The sequence below is a fragment of the Antrihabitans auranticaus genome, from assembly GCF_016481275.1.
In the GTDB taxonomy this organism is placed as follows: Bacteria; Actinomycetota; Actinomycetes; order Mycobacteriales; family Mycobacteriaceae; genus Antrihabitans.
On record NZ_JAEMNW010000001.1, the window covers coordinates 647,657 to 664,779 of the forward strand.

Annotated in this window: 15 protein-coding genes; 6 read left to right on the plus strand and 9 right to left on the minus strand. The window is 64.5% G+C overall.

Annotation, left to right across the window (positions count from 1 at the left end):
* Window positions 1–52 precede the first annotated feature (52 nt).
* Together JGU72_RS02800 and JGU72_RS02805 are read left to right on the plus strand one after the other, a co-directional pair.
* Window positions 53–3,778, plus strand: coding sequence for a multifunctional oxoglutarate decarboxylase/oxoglutarate dehydrogenase thiamine pyrophosphate-binding subunit/dihydrolipoyllysine-residue succinyltransferase subunit (locus JGU72_RS02800; RefSeq protein ID WP_233531452.1), 3,726 nt, complete (start codon window positions 53–55; stop codon window positions 3,776–3,778).
* A gap of 34 nt (window positions 3,779–3,812) precedes the next feature.
* The gene (locus JGU72_RS02805; RefSeq protein WP_199683165.1) at window positions 3,813–4,514 is read left to right on the plus strand and encodes an AAA family ATPase; all 702 of its coding nucleotides are present in this window, start codon (window positions 3,813–3,815) and stop codon (window positions 4,512–4,514) included.
* Window position 4,515: 1 nt separating this feature from the next.
* Here JGU72_RS02805 and JGU72_RS02810 read toward each other — a convergent pair whose 3' ends face one another.
* Window positions 4,516–5,118 carry a TetR/AcrR family transcriptional regulator gene (locus JGU72_RS02810; RefSeq protein WP_199682208.1) on the minus strand — a complete coding sequence of 201 codons (603 nt, stop codon included), beginning with the start codon at window positions 5,116–5,118 and terminating at the stop codon, window positions 4,516–4,518.
* A gap of 71 nt (window positions 5,119–5,189) precedes the next feature.
* Between JGU72_RS02810 and JGU72_RS02815 the strand changes: the two genes are divergently transcribed.
* Genes JGU72_RS02815 through JGU72_RS02825 form a run of 3 tightly spaced genes read left to right on the plus strand, consistent with a single transcriptional unit; the run spans window position 5,190 to window position 8,515 of the window.
* A complete protein-coding gene (locus JGU72_RS02815) occupies window positions 5,190–6,764 on the plus strand; it encodes a flavin-containing monooxygenase (RefSeq protein ID WP_199682209.1) in 1,575 nt (524 codons plus the stop codon).
* On the plus strand, window positions 6,761–7,591 hold the full coding sequence (locus tag JGU72_RS02820) for an SDR family NAD(P)-dependent oxidoreductase (RefSeq protein ID WP_199682210.1): 831 nt from the start codon (window positions 6,761–6,763) through the stop codon (window positions 7,589–7,591). Before JGU72_RS02815 ends, JGU72_RS02820 begins: the two co-directional genes overlap by 4 nt.
* A 3-nt stretch (window positions 7,592–7,594) precedes the next feature.
* Window positions 7,595–8,515 (plus strand): alpha/beta hydrolase, encoded by a 921-nt coding sequence (locus JGU72_RS02825; RefSeq protein ID WP_199682211.1) that lies wholly within the window; start codon window positions 7,595–7,597, stop codon window positions 8,513–8,515.
* Here JGU72_RS02825 and JGU72_RS02830 read toward each other — a convergent pair whose 3' ends face one another.
* The 4 genes from JGU72_RS02830 to JGU72_RS02845 form a co-directional block, all read right to left on the minus strand.
* On the minus strand, window positions 8,516–9,394 hold the full coding sequence (locus JGU72_RS02830; RefSeq protein ID WP_199682212.1) for a glycine betaine ABC transporter substrate-binding protein: 879 nt from the start codon (window positions 9,392–9,394) through the stop codon (window positions 8,516–8,518).
* 17 nt (window positions 9,395–9,411) lie between these two features.
* Window positions 9,412–10,608, minus strand: coding sequence for an NAD(P)-dependent malic enzyme (locus JGU72_RS02835; RefSeq protein WP_307828272.1), 1,197 nt, complete (start codon window positions 10,606–10,608; stop codon window positions 9,412–9,414).
* Between the two features lie 527 nt (window positions 10,609–11,135).
* Window positions 11,136–11,426: a hypothetical protein gene (locus tag JGU72_RS02840; protein ID WP_199682213.1), complete on the minus strand. Its 291-nt coding sequence runs from the start codon at window positions 11,424–11,426 to the stop codon at window positions 11,136–11,138.
* Complete coding sequence (locus JGU72_RS02845) at window positions 11,426–12,286, minus strand: PHP domain-containing protein (RefSeq protein WP_199682214.1); 861 nt, start codon at window positions 12,284–12,286, stop codon at window positions 11,426–11,428. Before JGU72_RS02845 ends, JGU72_RS02840 begins: the two co-directional genes overlap by 1 nt.
* A gap of 52 nt (window positions 12,287–12,338) precedes the next feature.
* On the opposite strand from JGU72_RS02845, the gene JGU72_RS02850 reads away from it, so the two are divergent.
* Window positions 12,339–13,397 carry a magnesium and cobalt transport protein CorA gene (locus JGU72_RS02850; RefSeq protein WP_307828345.1) on the plus strand — a complete coding sequence of 353 codons (1,059 nt, stop codon included), beginning with the start codon at window positions 12,339–12,341 and terminating at the stop codon, window positions 13,395–13,397.
* On the opposite strand, the gene JGU72_RS02855 is transcribed toward JGU72_RS02850, so the two are convergent.
* From JGU72_RS02855 to JGU72_RS02870, 4 genes are read right to left on the minus strand one after another with little or no spacing between them, the layout of a single operon-like run.
* Window positions 13,392–13,976: a suppressor of fused domain protein gene (locus JGU72_RS02855; RefSeq protein WP_199682216.1), complete on the minus strand. Its 585-nt coding sequence runs from the start codon at window positions 13,974–13,976 to the stop codon at window positions 13,392–13,394. The genes JGU72_RS02850 and JGU72_RS02855 overlap by 6 nt on opposite strands.
* A 36-nt stretch (window positions 13,977–14,012) precedes the next feature.
* Window positions 14,013–15,113, minus strand: coding sequence for a winged helix DNA-binding domain-containing protein (locus tag JGU72_RS02860; protein ID WP_307828273.1), 1,101 nt, complete (start codon window positions 15,111–15,113; stop codon window positions 14,013–14,015).
* Window positions 15,114–16,283, minus strand: coding sequence for an ABC transporter ATP-binding protein (locus tag JGU72_RS02865; protein WP_199682217.1), 1,170 nt, complete (start codon window positions 16,281–16,283; stop codon window positions 15,114–15,116). It abuts the gene before it with no gap.
* A gap of 6 nt (window positions 16,284–16,289) precedes the next feature.
* A complete protein-coding gene (locus JGU72_RS02870; protein WP_199682218.1) occupies window positions 16,290–17,120 on the minus strand; it encodes a carbohydrate ABC transporter permease in 831 nt (276 codons plus the stop codon).
* Window positions 17,121–17,123 lie beyond the last annotated feature (3 nt).

The window sequence follows — 17,123 nt, forward strand, 5'->3', positions numbered from 1 at the left end:
CGTGAGCAGCTCCACTGCCCAGTTCGGACAAAATCAATGGCTGGTCGACGAGATGTACCAGCGGTTCAAGCAAGACCCGTCGTCGGTGGATGAGAGTTGGCACGAGTTCCTCACCGACTACACACCGGAAACCGGAGATGCCGCAAACGGCCAGCCCGAATCCGACGGAACCGCGGAGCAGTCGGCACCTTCCGCCAAGCCCGCAAGCAAGCCTGCCGCTGAGCCCAAAGCAGCTGCGCCGCAAAAGGAATCAGCTACAAAGCCACCAGCGCCGAAGGCCGAAACCAAAGCGCCAGCGCCGAAAGCCGAGGCATCGAAGCCCGCGCCCGAGCGCAAGCAGCAGAGCACTCCGTCGCCTAGCTCCAACGCCGCGAAGACCGCGCCGGCCCAGCCCGCGGCCGCAGCGCAGGGCGAAGAGTCGAAGGTCCTGCGCGGCGCCGCCGCGGCGGTTGTGAAGAACATGTCGGCGTCGCTGTCGATCCCGACAGCTACCAGTGTGCGCGCCATTCCCGCCAAGCTGATGATCGACAACCGACTGGTCATCAACAACCATCTCGCCCGCACTCGCGGTGGCAAGATCTCCTTCACGCACCTGCTCGGCTACGCGATCGTTCAAGGCGTCAAGAAGCTGCCGAACATGAATCGGCACTTCGCCGAGATCGACGGCAAACCCAACGCAATCACCCCTGCGCACACCAATCTCGGTCTTGCGATCGACCTTCCCGGCAAGGACGGCAGCAGGACACTCGTCGTCGCGGCAATCAAGGGCTGCGAGTCGATGAACTTCGCGCAGTTCCATGCTGCCTACGAAGATGTCGTCCGCCGTGCGCGCGACGGCAAGTTGACCGCCGAGGATTTCTCGGGCGTCACCATCTCGCTCACCAACCCGGGCACCATCGGCACCGTGCACTCGGTGCCGCGGTTGATGCCAGGCCAGGGCGCCATCGTCGGCGCCGGCGCGATGGAGTACCCGGCAGAATTCCAGGGCGCGAGCGACGAGCGCATCGCGGACATCGGCGTCGGCAAGCTGATGACCCTCACCTCGACCTACGATCACCGCATCATTCAGGGTGCCGAGTCCGGCGACTTCCTGCGTGTGATCCACACGTTGCTGATCAGTGACGAGTTCTTCGACGAGGTTTTCCACACGATGGGAGTCCCGTACGAGCCGATCAGGTGGCGCAAGGACATCCGCGAGCGTGGCGTCGACAAGGGCACGCGCGTGCTCGAACTCATTGCCGCATACCGCAACCGCGGCCACCTCATGGCCGACTCGGATCCGCTGCGTCTGGTCAAGGACAAGTTCCGCAGCCACCCCGATCTCGATGTGACGACGCACGGCCTCACCCTGTGGGACCTGGACCGCGAGTTCAACGTGGGCGGTTTCCAGGGCCAGGAACGGATGAAGCTGCGCGACGTCCTGTCGATTCTGCGCGACGCATACTGTCGCCACGTCGGCGTCGAGTACATGCACATTCTCGAATCGGACCAGCTGAAGTGGCTGCAGGAACGCGTCGAGAAGAAGCACGTCAAGCCGACGGTCGCCCAGCAGAAGTACATCCTGAGCAAACTGAACGCCGCGGAAGCCTTCGAGACGTTCCTCCAGACGAAATACGTTGGCCAGAAGCGCTTCTCACTCGAGGGTGCGGAAACTGTCATCCCGATGATGGACTCGGTCATCGACCAGGCCGCCGAGCACAGCCTCGACGAGGTGGTCGTCGGCATGCCGCACCGCGGCCGGCTGAACGTGCTCGCGAACATCGTCGGCAAACCGTACTCGAAGATCTTCACCGAGTTCGAAGGCAACATGAACCCGGCGGCAGCGCACGGGTCGGGCGACGTGAAGTACCACCTGGGTGCGCGCGGCACCTACATCCAGATGTTCGGCGACAACGACATCGAGGTCTCGCTTACCGCCAACCCGTCGCACCTCGAAGCGGTGGACCCGGTCCTCGAGGGTCTGGTTCGCGCCAAGCAGGACCTGCTCGACAAGGGTGACGGCGCCGGCGGCTTCTCCGTCCTGCCGCTGATGCTGCACGGCGATGCCGCGTTCGCCGGCCAAGGCGTGGTTCCCGAGACGCTGAACCTCGCGGGCCTGCGCGGCTTCCGCACGGGCGGCACGATCCACATCGTGGTCAACAACCAGATCGGGTTCACGACCGCACCGGAATACTCGCGTTCGAGCGAGTACTGCACGGACGTCGCGAAGATGATCGCCGCGCCGATCTTCCACGTGAACGGCGACGATCCCGAGGCGTGCGTCTGGGTTGCTCAGCTGGCTGTCGACTTCCGTCAGCAGTTCCACAAGGACGTCGTCATCGACATGATCTGCTATCGCCGCCGCGGTCACAACGAGGGCGACGACCCGTCGATGACGCAGCCGTACATGTACGACGTGATCGACACGAAGCGTTCGGTTCGTAAGAGCTACACCGAATCGCTCATCGGTCGTGGTGACATCTCGCTCAAAGAGGCCGAAGACGCGCTTCGCGACTATCAGGGCCAGCTCGAGCGGGTGTTCAACGAGGTCCGCGAGCTGGAGAAGTACACGGCAGAACCCACCAAGTCGGTCGAGCTCGATCAGAAGATCCCGTCGAAACTCGTTACGGCCGTGGACAAGTCGGTCCTGCACCGAATCGGCGACGCGTTCGTCAACGTACCCGAGGGCTTCAGCGTGCACCCGCGCGTGAAGCCTGTGCTCGAGCGTCGTCGCGAGATGGCGTACGAGGGCAACGTCGACTGGGCGTTCGGCGAGCTGCTTGCCTTCGGATCGTTGATCGACGAGGGCAAGAGCGTTCGCATGACCGGTCAGGACGTGCGCCGCGGTACGTTCACGCAGCGTCACAGCGTGATCATCGACCGCAAGACCGGTTCCGAGTACACGCCGCTGCACAACATGGGCAGCGAGAAGCCCGGCCGGTTCGCGATCCACGACTCTGCGTTGAGCGAGTTCGCGGTCGTCGGTTTCGAATACGGCTACTCGCTCGGCAATCCCGACGCACTCGTGTTGTGGGAAGCGCAGTTCGGCGACTTCGTCAACGGAGCGCAGCCGATCATCGACGAGTTCATCTCGTCGGGTGAAGCGAAGTGGGGTCAGCTGTCGGAGGTCGTGATCCTGCTGCCGCACGGCCACGAGGGTCAGGGCCCCGACCACACGTCGGGCCGGATCGAGCGTTGGTTGCAGCTGTGCGCCGAAGGATCGATGACGGTCGCGATGCCGTCGACCCCGGCGAACTACTTCCACCTGCTGCGCCGGCATGCGCGCGATGGCATCCGTCGTCCGCTGGTCGTCTTCACACCCAAGTCGATGTTGCGCAACAAAGCTGTCGTCAGCAACCTGAAGGACTTCACCGACGGCAAGTTCCACTCGGTGTTCGACGAGCCCACGTACGAAAGTGGCGACGGTGACCGCAGCAAGGTCACTCGCGTCCTGCTGACCAGCGGCAAGCTCTATTACGAGTTGCTGGCTCGCAAGCAGAAGGAGAATCGGGACGACGTCGCGATTGTCCGCATCGAGCAGCTGTACCCGATTCCGCGCTACCGCCTCAACGAGGCGCTCGACGGATACCCGAACGCCAAGGACTTCCGCTGGGTTCAGGAAGAGCCGGCAAACCAGGGTGCATGGCCGACGTTCGGTCTGTATCTGCCGGAGTACATGCCGGAGAAGCTGACCGGCATCAAACGGATTTCGCGTCGCGCAATGTCGGCACCGTCGTCGGGTTCGAGCAAGGTGCACGCGGTCGAACAGCAGGAGATCATCGACAAGGCATTCGACTGAGTTGACTCGACCGCTGCAGCGGAACGCTCTGCCGCTGCAGCGCGTCGAGCTGACTCCACGTTCGGAGTACGACCCGGACGCGTGGTATTTCGACATCCCCGTCATCGCCGAACTGCGCGAGGTCGGCTTCAACGTGGAAAGCCCGGTCACCGTGATCGTCGGCGAGAACGGCTCGGGAAAGTCGACGCTCGTCGAGGCGATCGCGGCGGCGTGGCAGTGGGACTTTCACGGTGCTCAGGATCGACTGTGGGGCGCCGTCGGCGGCAGCGAAGACACCGACCTGCCCCGACATCTGACGTGTATCGGCGCCCGACCGAAACCGCTCGGTGGCTGCTTCCTGCGGGCCGAGTCGATGCATGCGACATTCGCGACCGCCGACGCCGCGCGTTCGCGCGACGACGACCAAGCCTTCAACGAGTTGTCGCACGGCCAGTCGTTTCTCCGCTACGTCGCCGAACGACCGGTCGGCGTCGGACTGTGGATACTCGACGAGCCGGAGGCAGCGCTGTCGTTTCAGTCGTGCCTCGCGCTGCTGGCGGTGTTCAACGATCTTGTTGCGGAGGGCTCGCAGGTCATCATGGCCACTCACTCGCCGCTTCTCGCCGCGTTCCCTGGCGCGGACATCATCGAACTGACCGACTCGGGATCCGAACCGCGCGAGTGGGCCGAGCTGGACCTGGTTCGGAACTGGCGCGCGTTCCTGGCAGAGCCTGACCGCTACCTAAGGTATCTCTGAGTCACAGTGAGACGACGGGAGCGGCGTCGGGAACCGTCACCGGCAACGCCCCGACCAGCATGTCGATGAGTTCCTCGCGCGCGATCTTCGGTTCGGTGAGCCAGCTGATCGTCACCTCTTCGACGAACGCGATCCAGCCGCGGACGGCGAGTTCGATGCGCGGTGTGATGTCGATGTCGGCGAAGCGGCCGAAGATAAGAATCCTGTCCACGAGTTGCTTGCGGTTGTCTTCGAGAATCACGCGCAGTTCGGGGTCACCGCTACCGGGCCCACGCAACAGCGACACGTACGAATCGCGATTGTCGGTGACGTAGGTGACGTAGCGCTCCATGACGTCGCGCAGCATTTCCGGCGGGGTGAGCTCCTCGTTCGGTGTCAGCGCACCGAGAATGTCGTCGCTGCTGCGTTGCACGATCGCCAGATGAAAGTCGCGCTTGGACGGGAAGTAATGGAACAGGAGTCCGCGGGAGATTCCCGCCATCTTTGCGATGTCTTCGATCGAAATCTGCTCGAGCCCGCGCAGCGACAGCATCTTGATTCCCAGCTCGAGGAGCTGGTCGCGCCGCTCGGCGGGACTGAGTCGGATTCGTTTCACGATATCCACGTTCACACCTTACTGAATATTAGTCAATAGCCTATTGACTCCTGCTCAGTAGAGCCATTACAGTACGTTACATGAGTCCTAAGGTTACAGACAATGCTGTCTCCACCGCCGGCGCGGAAGGCACCGCACGGCGCGTGAACACCCTGATCATCGGTAGTGGATTCGCCGGCCTCGGTGCCGCGATTCGGTTGACCCAGGAAGGTAAGGACGACTTCCTCGTGCTCGAGCGCGGCAGCGATGTCGGCGGCACCTGGCGCGACAACACCTACCCCGGCGCGGCCTGCGACGTGCCGTCACACCTGTACTCCTATTCTTTCGCCCTGAATCCCGAGTGGACGCGATCCTTCTCGACGCAGCCCGAGATCCAGAAGTACATCGCGAGCGTTGCCGACAAGTTCGACGTCCGCGACAAGCACGTCTTCGACTGCGACATGCAGTCCGCCCACTGGAACGCAGAAAACGCGGAGTGGGAAGTTCAGACCTCGCAGGGCAAGTTCGTCTCCAAGGTCCTGGTCTCGGCCGTCGGCGCGCTGTGCGAGCCGTCGCTTCCCGACATCAAGGGCATCAACGGCTTCGAGGGCGAGATCTTCCACTCGGCGCAGTGGAACCATGACGCGAACCTCGAAGGCAAGCGCGTCGCGGTCATCGGCACCGGCGCGTCGGCCATCCAGATCGTCCCGGCCATCGCGAAGAGCGTGAGCCACATGGACGTCTACCAGCGGACCGCGCCGTGGCTGCTCCCCCGCGCCGACCGGCCGTACACGGCGGTCGAGCGTCTCGCGTTCAAGCACGTCCCCGGTTTCCAGCGCCTGTCGCGCGCCGGCATCTACTGGGCCCGTGAAACGCAGGTCTTCGGTTTGGCCAAGGCGCCGATCCTGATGAAGCCGCTCGAGCTGGTTGCGCGCGCGAAGCTGCAGATCGAGATCCGCGACGCCGAACTGCGTGAGAAGGTCACCCCGGATTTCCAGATCGGCTGCAAGCGCATGCTGATCTCGAACGAGTACTACCCGGCCCTGAGCCGCGACAACGTCGACCTCGTCACCGACGGCATCAAAGAGGTCCGGGCGAACTCGATCGTCACCGAGGACGGCACCGAGCGTGAGGTCGACGCGATCGTCGTCGCAACCGGCTTCCACGTCACCGATTCGCCTGCCTTCGCCACGATCTTCGGCAAGGACGGCCGCAGCTTGGCCGACGTCTTCGACGAAGGCGGCCAGCAGGGCTACAAGGGTTCCGCGATCGCGAACTTCCCGAACATGTTCTTCCTCGTCGGCCCGAACACCGGCCTCGGCCACACGTCGATGGTCTTCATGATCGAGTCGCAGATCAACTACTTGAGCAAGGCTCTCGAGACCATCGAAAAGCAGGGTCTCCGCACGATCGAGGTCAAGAAGTCCGAACAGGACGCCTACAACGCGGACCTCCAGGAACGACTCTCGAAGAGCGTCTGGATGAACGGTGGCTGCGCCAGCTGGTACCTCGACAAGCACGGCAACAACACAACACTGTGGCCGAGCTTCACTTTCGAGTTCCGCAGGATGCTGAACAGCTTCGATGTGGCGGCCTACGATACGACTGTTGCTGTGGAGACGGACGCCGACGTCGTGGCGATTTCGGCCGGAAAAGAAAAGGCGAACGCCCGATGAGCAAGTTCGATGGCAAAGTTGCCGTTATCACTGGCGCCGGCTCCGGCATCGGCCGGGCGTTGGCCCTTGATCTCGCGAAGCGCGGCGCGAAGCTCGCACTCTCCGACATCGACACCGAGGGCCTTGCCGAGACCGTTCGGCAGGCCGAGGCGCTCGGCGCAGAGGTCAAATCCGACCGCCTGAACGTTGCTGAGCGCGAAGCTGTCCTCGCATACGCCGATGCAGTGCACGCGCACTTCGGCAAGGTCAACCAGATCTACAACAACGCCGGTATTGCATACAACGGCGACGTCGAGAACACCGCGTTCAAAGACATCGAACGCATCATGGACGTCGACTTCTGGGGAGTTGTCAACGGCACCAAGGCATTCCTGCCGTACCTCATCGAGTCGGGCGACGGCGCGATCGTCAACGTGTCCAGCCTCTTCGGCCTGATCGCAGTCCCCGGCCAGGCGGCGTACAACGCGGCCAAGTTCGCGGTTCGCGGCTTCACCGAGGCGCTGCGCCAAGAAATGATCGTCAACAAGCACCCGGTCAAGGTCACCTGCGTGCACCCGGGCGGCATCAAGACAGCCGTCGCACGCAACGCGACCTTCGCAGAGGGTCAGGACGCCGCGTCGTTTGCCGAATTCTTCGACAAGCGGCTCGCCATCCACTCCCCCGAAATGGCGGCGCGCACGATCACCAAAGCCGTCGAAAAGGGCGAGGCCCGTGTCCTCATCGGCTGGGAAGCAAAGGCTCTCGATGTGATGGCCCGCGCAGGTGGTTCGTACTACCAGCGCGTAGTCGCTGAGAGTGTCAGCCGCTTCATGCCGAAGGCGCAGTAACCGGTGCGTCCACCCCAGCTCCCGTTGTCGGTAGTCGGTGCGACGCTGCGGCCGTACTACCGGCTCGCGCTGAACCATCGGCTGCCGTACCGGGCACAACGCAGGCTGCTCGATCTGGCAGCACCGATCCAGACGCTGCCACCACGTGTGCAGACACAGTCGCTGATGCTCGGTGACCGGCCGGCCGAAAAGGTCTGGGCGGACGCGAACAACGGCACTGCCGTGCTCTATCTGCACGGTGGCGGTTACACGACGGGTTCGATCGCGACTCACCGGTCCCTCGCTGCGCACATCGCGCGGCGGGCCGGAGTCGCCGTCTTCCTCCTCGACTACCGCCTCGCCCCCGAGCACCCGTTTCCCGCCGCGCCCGACGACGCCGTCGCGGCATTCGTGCAACTCGTGCGGCGGCACGGCTACAAGCCGGGCCAGATCGCGCTCGGCGGGGATTCGGCAGGTGGCGGTCTCGCGGTCGCTACCGCACGACGCCTCATCGACGAGCACGACCTCCATCCGGGCGCGCTCGCACTGATAGCACCGTGGGTCGACCCCAACGCTGTGTCGGAGTTGCGCGCGGACCTCGTCGTGACATCGAAGTGGTCTCGCAACTGCGCGAAGGCCTACCTCGGAGACGCCGACCCGCACGATCCCGGCTATGCACCGATGCTGGGCAATCTCGCCGGACTGCCGCCGACGCTGATCCATGTCGGCACCGACGAGCTCCTGTATCCGCAGGAGGTCGAGTTCGTCGAACTGTTGCGTGCAGCGGGAGTCGACGTCACGTTCGTGGAGTACCCCGAGCTGTGGCACGTCGCGCACCTGCAGGCTTCGCTGTTGCGCGAGGCAGCACACGCGACGAAGGAGCTCTCGGCGTTCCTGAAGGCGTCACTGGAGCCGAAACCCACATCGGACACCAGGGCGAGCTGACTACAAGTCCAACGAGTCGAGCCATCCTCGCGCGGCGTCGACGGCGGATTTTCCGGCGTCGACCTGCGCGGACAGCTCCGCGAGATCGCTGGTCGTCAACTCTGCGGCGACGATGTTCAACTTGACGATTCCTGCGTCCGGCAGCGCGCCCGTGCGAAGCACCGGGACGATGTTCTGCGCGGCGAACACATACTCGTCGTCGGCGAGCGCGACCAGATTTCCGTCGAACAGCGCGGTCGTGCTGCTCGGCATGATCGCGACCTGAATGTCTCCGGACGTGAGTCCTGCCGCAAGGTCAGCACGGCCGTAATTGCGGACCTCACGGAATCGGCAGCCGTACTCGTCCTGTAGCGCCTTCACGACCTTGTCGGTCAGAGCCCGCGACGTGCCGAGAGTCAGCTCACCGCAACGGGATCCGATTTTCTCCAGGTCTGCACCGCCGAGCCGCTCAGCAGTTTCCGTTGTAGCCACCACGGTGTCGCGCTCCTGGGCGGCCGCATAGTCGGTCACCGAAATACCTTGCGGCAGAGCCTGATTCAAGGCAGTGAAAACCTCGTCGGGTTTCGTCTGCGCCGCAGTCGGGTTGAGGCGAACCAGGAGGTCGCCCGTCGTCTCCGATCCCAGCTGGATCTGACCGGCGTCGATGGCTGCGAGTTCGGATACCCGCGGGTCGAGCTGGCGTACTTCGGTGGCAACACCCGCCCGCGCCAGCGCGTGTGCATAGATCTCCGCAACCAGCTCGCTGTGCACCGAATCTGCTGCACCGACAACCACTTTCGTCGCCGCCGGTCCGGAATCGAGGACCGGATCGTCGACGCCGCACGCGGCAGCCAACAACGTTGCCCCAAACGCGCACGCTGTTGCTGCGCGCCGCACCACGGTAGGAGTCGACAACGCTACGGCTTCGCGGCGACGCCTTCGGCGTGCGCGGCCGCGGCGACTGCTGCCGCTACGGCCGGAGCAACGCGCGGGTCGAGCGGGCTCGGCACGATCTTGTCGACGCTCAGCTCGTCACCGAGCACGTCGAGGATCGCGTTCGCGGCCGCAAGCTTCATGCCCTCGGTGATCCGACGCGCGCCGGCGTCGAGCGCGCCCTTGAAGACGCCGGGGAACGCGAGGACGTTGTTGATCTGGTTCGGGAAGTCGCTGCGACCCGTTGCGACGATCGCGGCATGCTTGCGAGCCGTGTCGGGGTGAATCTCCGGGTCGGGATTCGACAGCGCGAAGACGATCGCATCCGGCGCCATGCCCGCGATGATCTCTTCGGGAATCTTGCCCGCAGACACACCGATGAAGACGTCGGCTCCGGCAAGCGCCTCAGCGGCTCCGCCCGAGCGTCCCGACGGGTTCGTTCGTGCGGCGAGATCGACCTTCACGCTGGTCAGGTCGGTGCGGTCCGCGCACACGATGCCCTTCGAGTCGAGGACGGTCACGTCGGCGATCCCCGCGAGCAGCAGCATGTTTGCGCATGCGACACCGGCAGCGCCCGCGCCCGAGATCACGACGCGCAGCGGCGCCAGTTCACGCGACTGCGCCTTGACCGCGCCCATGAGGGCCGCGAGCACCACGATCGCGGTGCCGTGCTGGTCGTCGTGCATGACCGGGCAATCCAGCGCCTCGATGACGCGCCGCTCGACCTCGAAACAGCGCGGCGCGGAGATGTCCTCCAGGTTCACGGCGCCGAAGCTCGGGCGCAGCAAGATCAGCGTCTTGACGATCTCGTCGACGTCTTTGGTATCGAGCACCAGCGGGATGGAGTTGAGGCCCGCGAACTTCTTGAACAGCGCGGCCTTGCCTTCCATGACCGGCAGGGACGCGCGCGGACCGATGTCGCCGAGACCGAGTACGGCAGTTCCGTCGCTGACCACGACGACCAGCCGGTCGGTCCAGGTGTAGCGCTTGGCGAGTGTCTCGTCAGTCGCGATTGCCCGGCTTACCTGGGCAACACCGGGGGTGTATGCAATGGAGAGATCGCGTTGGGTCTCGAGCGGAGCGCTCAGCTCTACAGACAGCTTGCCGCCGATATGACCGGCGAAGATTTCTTCGTCGGTGATGTCGGTGAGGGAACTTTTCGCTTCGGTCACAGAGGACACGATGACACTCCTATTCGCAGCCACCGCATTCGGGGCCGGTTTTTAGACTATGCACCTGGGCTTAATTGCTGGTCGGGATGCGCTTTTCCCGTTGAATTGCGGTCGGCGGTCGATGTGTGAATCGGGCGCTCCAACGATCGGAGGCGGCATTGCCGAACGGTGTCCCGGGCAAGGAGTGCTGTAGTCCTACACGGTGCGATCGTGCTGCGCACGCGGGGCGGTGGCTCCGGCGCAGAGCGAGCACCAGTCTGCCAGCCGTGCAAAACGGGCCGCAATCGAGGGTGTCCGTCCGCACTACCTCCAACCGAATCCGTAGGTTGCCGCGGACGTCGACGATGACGCCGCGGCTTCCTCCAAGGGGCGCAGTCGCCGAAAGTCGCCGCAGCGCGCGGTTGATTGCGCGCTGTAGCGGCCCCTGAGATTGCTCTCACTACGCCGGTGCTCACACTAAGCGACGTTGATTACCCAAACGTAAGAACGTTCTCGCCGTTCGATTCCGCCCGCGGTGAGTTCCTGTGGCGCAACGGCTAGAGATCCGAGATGCCCGAATCCCACCATTGCGTCCAGAGCAGCAGAACGGTCGCGGCGATGATGACGATCGACATCGCGACGGCAACCACACCCCGTCGTCGATCGGCTTGCACTTGCGCCGCGACGACCAGGATCGCCGTCGCCACGTGCCAGACGATCGACTCGCTGCCGGGCCCGGGGAAGTCACGGTCCCGACCGACGACCGCCGCACCGATTACAACCAAAGTCAGAACAACTACGCCACCTGCAATGACGCCACTGAACGCCCGCAACCACCGCACCGGCATCAGCGGCCCAGCACGGGAACGCCCGTCGCGGTAGCCAGCAATCGCTCGAATTCGGCGGGGTCGGTCGTGAACTCACCGAGCCGGACCGTTTTGTTGCTGCCGTGATAATCCGACGAGCCGGTGACAGCGAGATTCAGTTCGCCCGCGAGCCCGCGCAACACCGCTTTGTCAGGCTCGCTGTGGTCCGGATGCTCGATCTCCAGCCCGCTCAGCCCACTGTCGACGAGCCTGCGGATGTGGTCGAGCGACAGCAGCCGGCCGCGCTTGCGCGCGCGGGCGTGCGCAACGACGCTGACCCCGCCTGCCGCGGTGATCATCTCGACCGCCTTGGTGAGCGGCGTATCGGCCTTCTCGACGTAATACGGACCGTTGTGGGCGAGCAGCCTCGTGAACGCTTCGTTGACGCTCTCGACCACACCTGCGGCGACGAGCGCACGCGCGAGGTGCGGACGCCCCGCGGAGACACCGGCTCCGGCCATGACGGCGTCCGGATCCACCGGCAACCCGTCTGCGGCCATCTTGTCCGCCATTCCGCGTAGCCGCGTGATGCGCTCGGCGCGCAGCCGTTCACGTTCGGCGGCGAACACCTCGTTGTCGGGATCGAAGAGGTAGGCCAGGAGGTGGACGGGCACAGGCTCGCCGTCCTCGCCGTCGCCGGTGCACGACATCTCCATCCCGCGTACCAGCAACATCCTGCCCAGTTCGGCGTGTGTCGCTTCGGCTTCCGACCAGCCCGCCGTGTTGTCGTGATCGGTGATCGCGACCACGTCGAGTCCCGCTGCAGCAGCATTGCGCAACAGTTCGGCCGGGGTGTCGGTACCGTCCGACGCCGTGGAGTGGGTATGTAAATCGATGCGCACCCGACCAGTGTTGCAGGCGTAGCATTCGGGCGTGCCGCCCAGATCGCCACTCGTGTCGTTGCGCAAGCAATCCCGTAAGCCCACACCCGAACCGCTCCGGCAGATTCCGATCCCTGCAGCACGCGCAATCGTCGACTGCGCGGTCTACGTCGACGGCGAACGGCTGCCGGGAAAGTACACGCACGACGCCGCCATCGCCGAGGTCCACAAGCGTGGCACCGGGTTCGCATGGATCGGCCTGCATGCCCCGGACGAAGGTCAAATGGCTACGGTTGCAGCGACTTTCAATCTGCACGAGCTCACCGTCGAAGACGCGGTCCACGCCCACGAACGGCCGAAGCTCGAGCGCTACGACGACACCCTCTTCTTCGTCCTCCGCACGGTCAAGTACGTCGAGCACGAGCTCCACTCGGTCAGCGAGATCGTCGAGACCGGCGAAATCATGATCTTCGTCGGCCGGGACTTCGTGGTCACCGTGCGGCACGGTGATTTCGCCGGGCTCGCCGGCGTCCGGCGAAGTTTGGAAGGCAACCCGGAACGACTCGCGCTCGGCCCGACCGCGGTCATGCACGCCATTGCCGACTACGTCGTCGACTCCTATCTCGATGTGGTCCGTCAGGTCGAGAACGATGTCGACGCGATGGAGGAAGACGTGTTCACGCCGGGCAGCCAAATCGCCGTGGAGCCGATTTATCAACTCAAGCGCGAAGTCGTCGAACTGCGCAGGGCAGTCGTGCCGCTCGCCGTCCCCCTGCAGTCACTGACGCAGCCGAACGAACTGGTGCCCAAAGAGGTGCGCAGGTACATGCGCGACGTCACGGACCACCACACGCTCGTGTCGGAGCGAATCGCCGATTTCGACGAGGCGCTCAGTTCGCTGGTCGGCGCCGCCCTCGCCAAGGTTGCCCTGCAACAGAACACCGATATGCGCAAGATCTCCGCATGGGTTGCGATCGCAGCGGTGCCCACGATGCTGGCCGGCATCTACGGGATGAACTTCGAGCACATGCCCGAGCTGACCTGGACCTACGGTTACTACGGCATTCTGGCGTTGATGTTCGTCTCGTGCGCCGGACTGTTCGTGACGTTCCGGCGTAACCACTGGCTATAGGGTCGCCGCAAGCCGGTTCGGGTCGGCGGTGTCGATGGCGGCCTCGGCCCAGGCCTCACGCAGGGCAGCGGCGCCGCGCAAGCGCACCCAGGCCGCTTCGGTCTGCGTGAGAGGCGTGACCTGAAAGAACTTGACGGGCTCGGCCGGTTCCGGCAGCGGCAGTTCGTCGATCGCGGCATGGTCCAGCAGAACGGCGGTGAAAGCGCTGTTTCGCCACAGTGGTTCGCCGAGATCGATGAGTGCGTCGGGTAGCAACACAATGCCTTCGACCGCAGGAGCGGCTGCGAGGACCGCGAGGGTCCGGTGGATGCCGGAGTCGGCGCCGACGTCGGACCGCAGCGTCAGGACGAGTTCGGCACGGGGGCCGTGCGTGTTGTCGGCGATCATGTCGCCCGGTTCACCCATCGGGTGGCGCGAGCACCCGAGCGACGCATAGCGAACGACCGTGCCGTCGTGCGGGAAGCGCAGAATGTCGATCGGCTCGAGCCCCAGGAAGGTTACCGACGCGGCGGCCGGTTCGAGTCCCCCGAACTGGGCCGTCAAGTGTGCGCGAACGGCAGCCACGACATCATCGGTCACAACGACATCTTCGCAGGGCGCCGACGCACAGGTCCGTCAGGGACCGATCCGCACCTCGTGCCGCTCGGCCTGCGGGTGAGCGAACCGCAGTAGGTCGTTCGCTTCGCGCTCCAGGGCAGCCACGTGTGTCTTGGCGATCTTCTCGAACAACTCGACCGCCACGACCGCTTCGCCCTTGGCCTTCGTCAGCACGATGTAGCCGACGGCTCGGCCATGGACGAGCACGGCAGGCTTGATGATGCCGTTGACCGTGAACAGTCGAGACTTGTACTCGCGGTCCAGGATTCGCGTCCGGTCGGCATGCGAGAGCAAGATATTGTCGAACGGCGCGAGGATGCGGACCGGCGCTGGGGTGTCCTCGGCGGGGCGGGGCGCGTCGGGAAGATCGAACAGCTCGGCCCCGGATTCTGCGGCAAACACCCGCAATCGAGGGCGCAGCCGATCGAACACCTCCCCCAGCCGCGCCAGACCCGACCATGCCTGGATGTCCTGGACCGATGCGGGTCCGTACGCGCCGAGGTAGCGCAGCACCATGTCGTCCAACGTCGGGACCACGGCCGACGGACCGAGCCAGTGCTCGATCGTCGTCAGCGCGGGTTGACCGGCTTTACCCCATAGGCCGCGGGGCGGAACCTGCAGCAGCGGAAGCAGAATGCGCAATCCGTACGCCAGCGCGGCAGGATCGCGGTCGGGCCAGAGCTCCGCGAACTTCGTCCGCAATTGCGCCGCCGTCAACGGCGAATCTTCGACGAGCTCGCGGCCGACCTTGGCAAGCTCGCCGAGGTCGATCGCCGACAACGTCGGCGTGTACTGCGGGTTGTTGAGCAGAAAGCGGTCGAGCATCGGCTGCATGAGCGTGCGCAATGACCGCGCGTCTTGCGCAGCCAGTAGGTGGACGGTCCCCCGCATCGTGACGATCCGGACCGCGCGCCGATCTGTGAGAAGGTCCGACAACTGCTGCGGGGCAAAATCTTTCAGCCGCGCCCAGAGCGCGAAGTAGGGCGCGGTCGGCGATTGCGCCTGCAACCCATATCCGTGCTCGACGAACTCGTACGCCGGCGACGTGGTGCGGCGCAGCAGGTGCTGCCGAGCCAGCGTCGCGCGGTTGAGCGCACGCTGGGACAGGAGGTCGGGCACTCAGAGGGCCAAGTTCGCGCCGCCGTCGTTGTCGAATACCGAGACTCTCTTCGGGTCGAACCACAACTGCATGCGTTCGCCACTCGCTGCCCGCGACTCTGCGCCGACGCGTGCAACCATCTGCGAGCCACCGAGATCGGCAACTCCCGCATCGGCAGCCAGTTCCTGCAACTCCGCCGACTCGACGGCAGGTCCGGCGATCGTGAAGTACACGAATTTGTCCGAACCCATCGATTCGACGACCTCGACGTCGACGTCGATCTTCGCGCCGGTGATGCGCTGGTAACCGTCGACGAGTGCTGCGTCCTCGAAGTGTTCGGGGCGGATCCCTGCCACAACTCGGTCCGGTGCGTTGCCGTCACGAAGCTTGTCGCGCACCTCGTACGGCAGCGGAATCTCCCCGACCGCGGTCGTGATCCCGTCCTGCGCCAGTTCACCCGGGATGAAGTTCATCGCGGGCGACCCGATGAAGCCTGCGACGAACAGGTTGCGGGGCCGGTCGTACAGTTCCTGCGGCGCGCCGATCTGCTGCACGAGGCCGCCACGCAGAACCACGACACGGTCACCGAGCGTCATGGCCTCGGTCTGGTCGTGGGTGACATACACGGTCGTCGTGCCGAGCCGCTTCTGCAGACGGGAAATCTCGGTACGCATCTGAACTCGAAGCTTTGCGTCGAGGTTCGACAGCGGCTCGTCCATCAGGAACGCCTTCGGACTGCGAACGATCGCGCGGCCCATCGCCACCCGCTGGCGTTGCCCGCCGGAGAGGTTGGCGGGCTTGCGGTCCAGATGCTGATCGAGGTCGAGGATGCGCGCGGCGTCCTCCACCTTGGCGTTGATGTCGCTCTTCGACATCTTCGCCAACGTCAGCGGGAACGCAATGTTTTCGCGCACCGTCATGTGCGGGTAAAGGGCGTAGGACTGGAACACCATCGCGATGTCACGGTCCTTCGGCGCCTTCTCGTTGACGCGCTCGCCCGCGATCCGCAGTTCGCCGGACGAGATGTCCTCGAGCCCCGCAATCATGTTGAGCGTCGTCGATTTTCCGCATCCCGAGGGACCCACGAGGATGACGAACTCACCGTCGGCGATCGTGATGTCCACGTCGCTCACGGCCTTCGCGCCATCGGGATACAGCTTGGTCACTTTGTCGAGCACGATCTCGGCCATCTACCGCTACCCCTTCACCGCGCCGGAGGTCAGCCCGGCAACGATCCGTCGTTGGAAGAACAACACGAAGATGATGATCGGAATTGTGATCACCATTGCCGCAGCCGCGATCGATCCAGTCGGATCCTCGAACTGCGACGCACCGGTGAACTGCGCCATTGCCGCCGGTGCCGTGATCGAACGGTCCGTCGCGGTCAGCGAGATGGCGAACAGCAGATCGTTCCAGCAGAAGATGAACACCAGGATCGAGGCTGTGACCACGCCCGGCGCGGCAAGCGGTGCAATCACCTTGCGGAACGCCTGCGCGGGCGTCGCGCCGTCCATTTTCGCCGCCTTCTCGAGCTCCCAAGGGATCTCGCGGAAGAACGCTGAGAGCGTGTAGATCGCCAGCGGCAGAGCGAACGTGATGTACGGGATGATCAGCCCGGGCCAGGTGTCGAACAGCCCGAGTGCGCGCTCGATGTCGAACAGCGGACTCACGAGGGAGATCGGCGGGAACATCGCGATCAGCAACGCGACACCGACCAGCAGCTTCTTACCCGGAAAGTCCAGCCGCGCAACGGCATACGCGGCCATCGTGCCGATGACGACGGCGATCACAGTCGCGATCAGCCCGATCCCGATCGAGTTGATCAGTGCGCTCGTGAACGCGTCGGTCTTGAAGATTCCCTTGTAGTTGTCGAAGGTCCAGGAACGCGGGATGAAATGCCCGTCGGTGATGGTTGCCGGCGACTTGAACGACAGGCTCGCAATCCAGCCGACGGGGATCAGCGCGTACGCGATCACGATCAGATTGACGACGGACCAGCTCAGCTTCTTCTGCGTGGACGCGGCCATCTC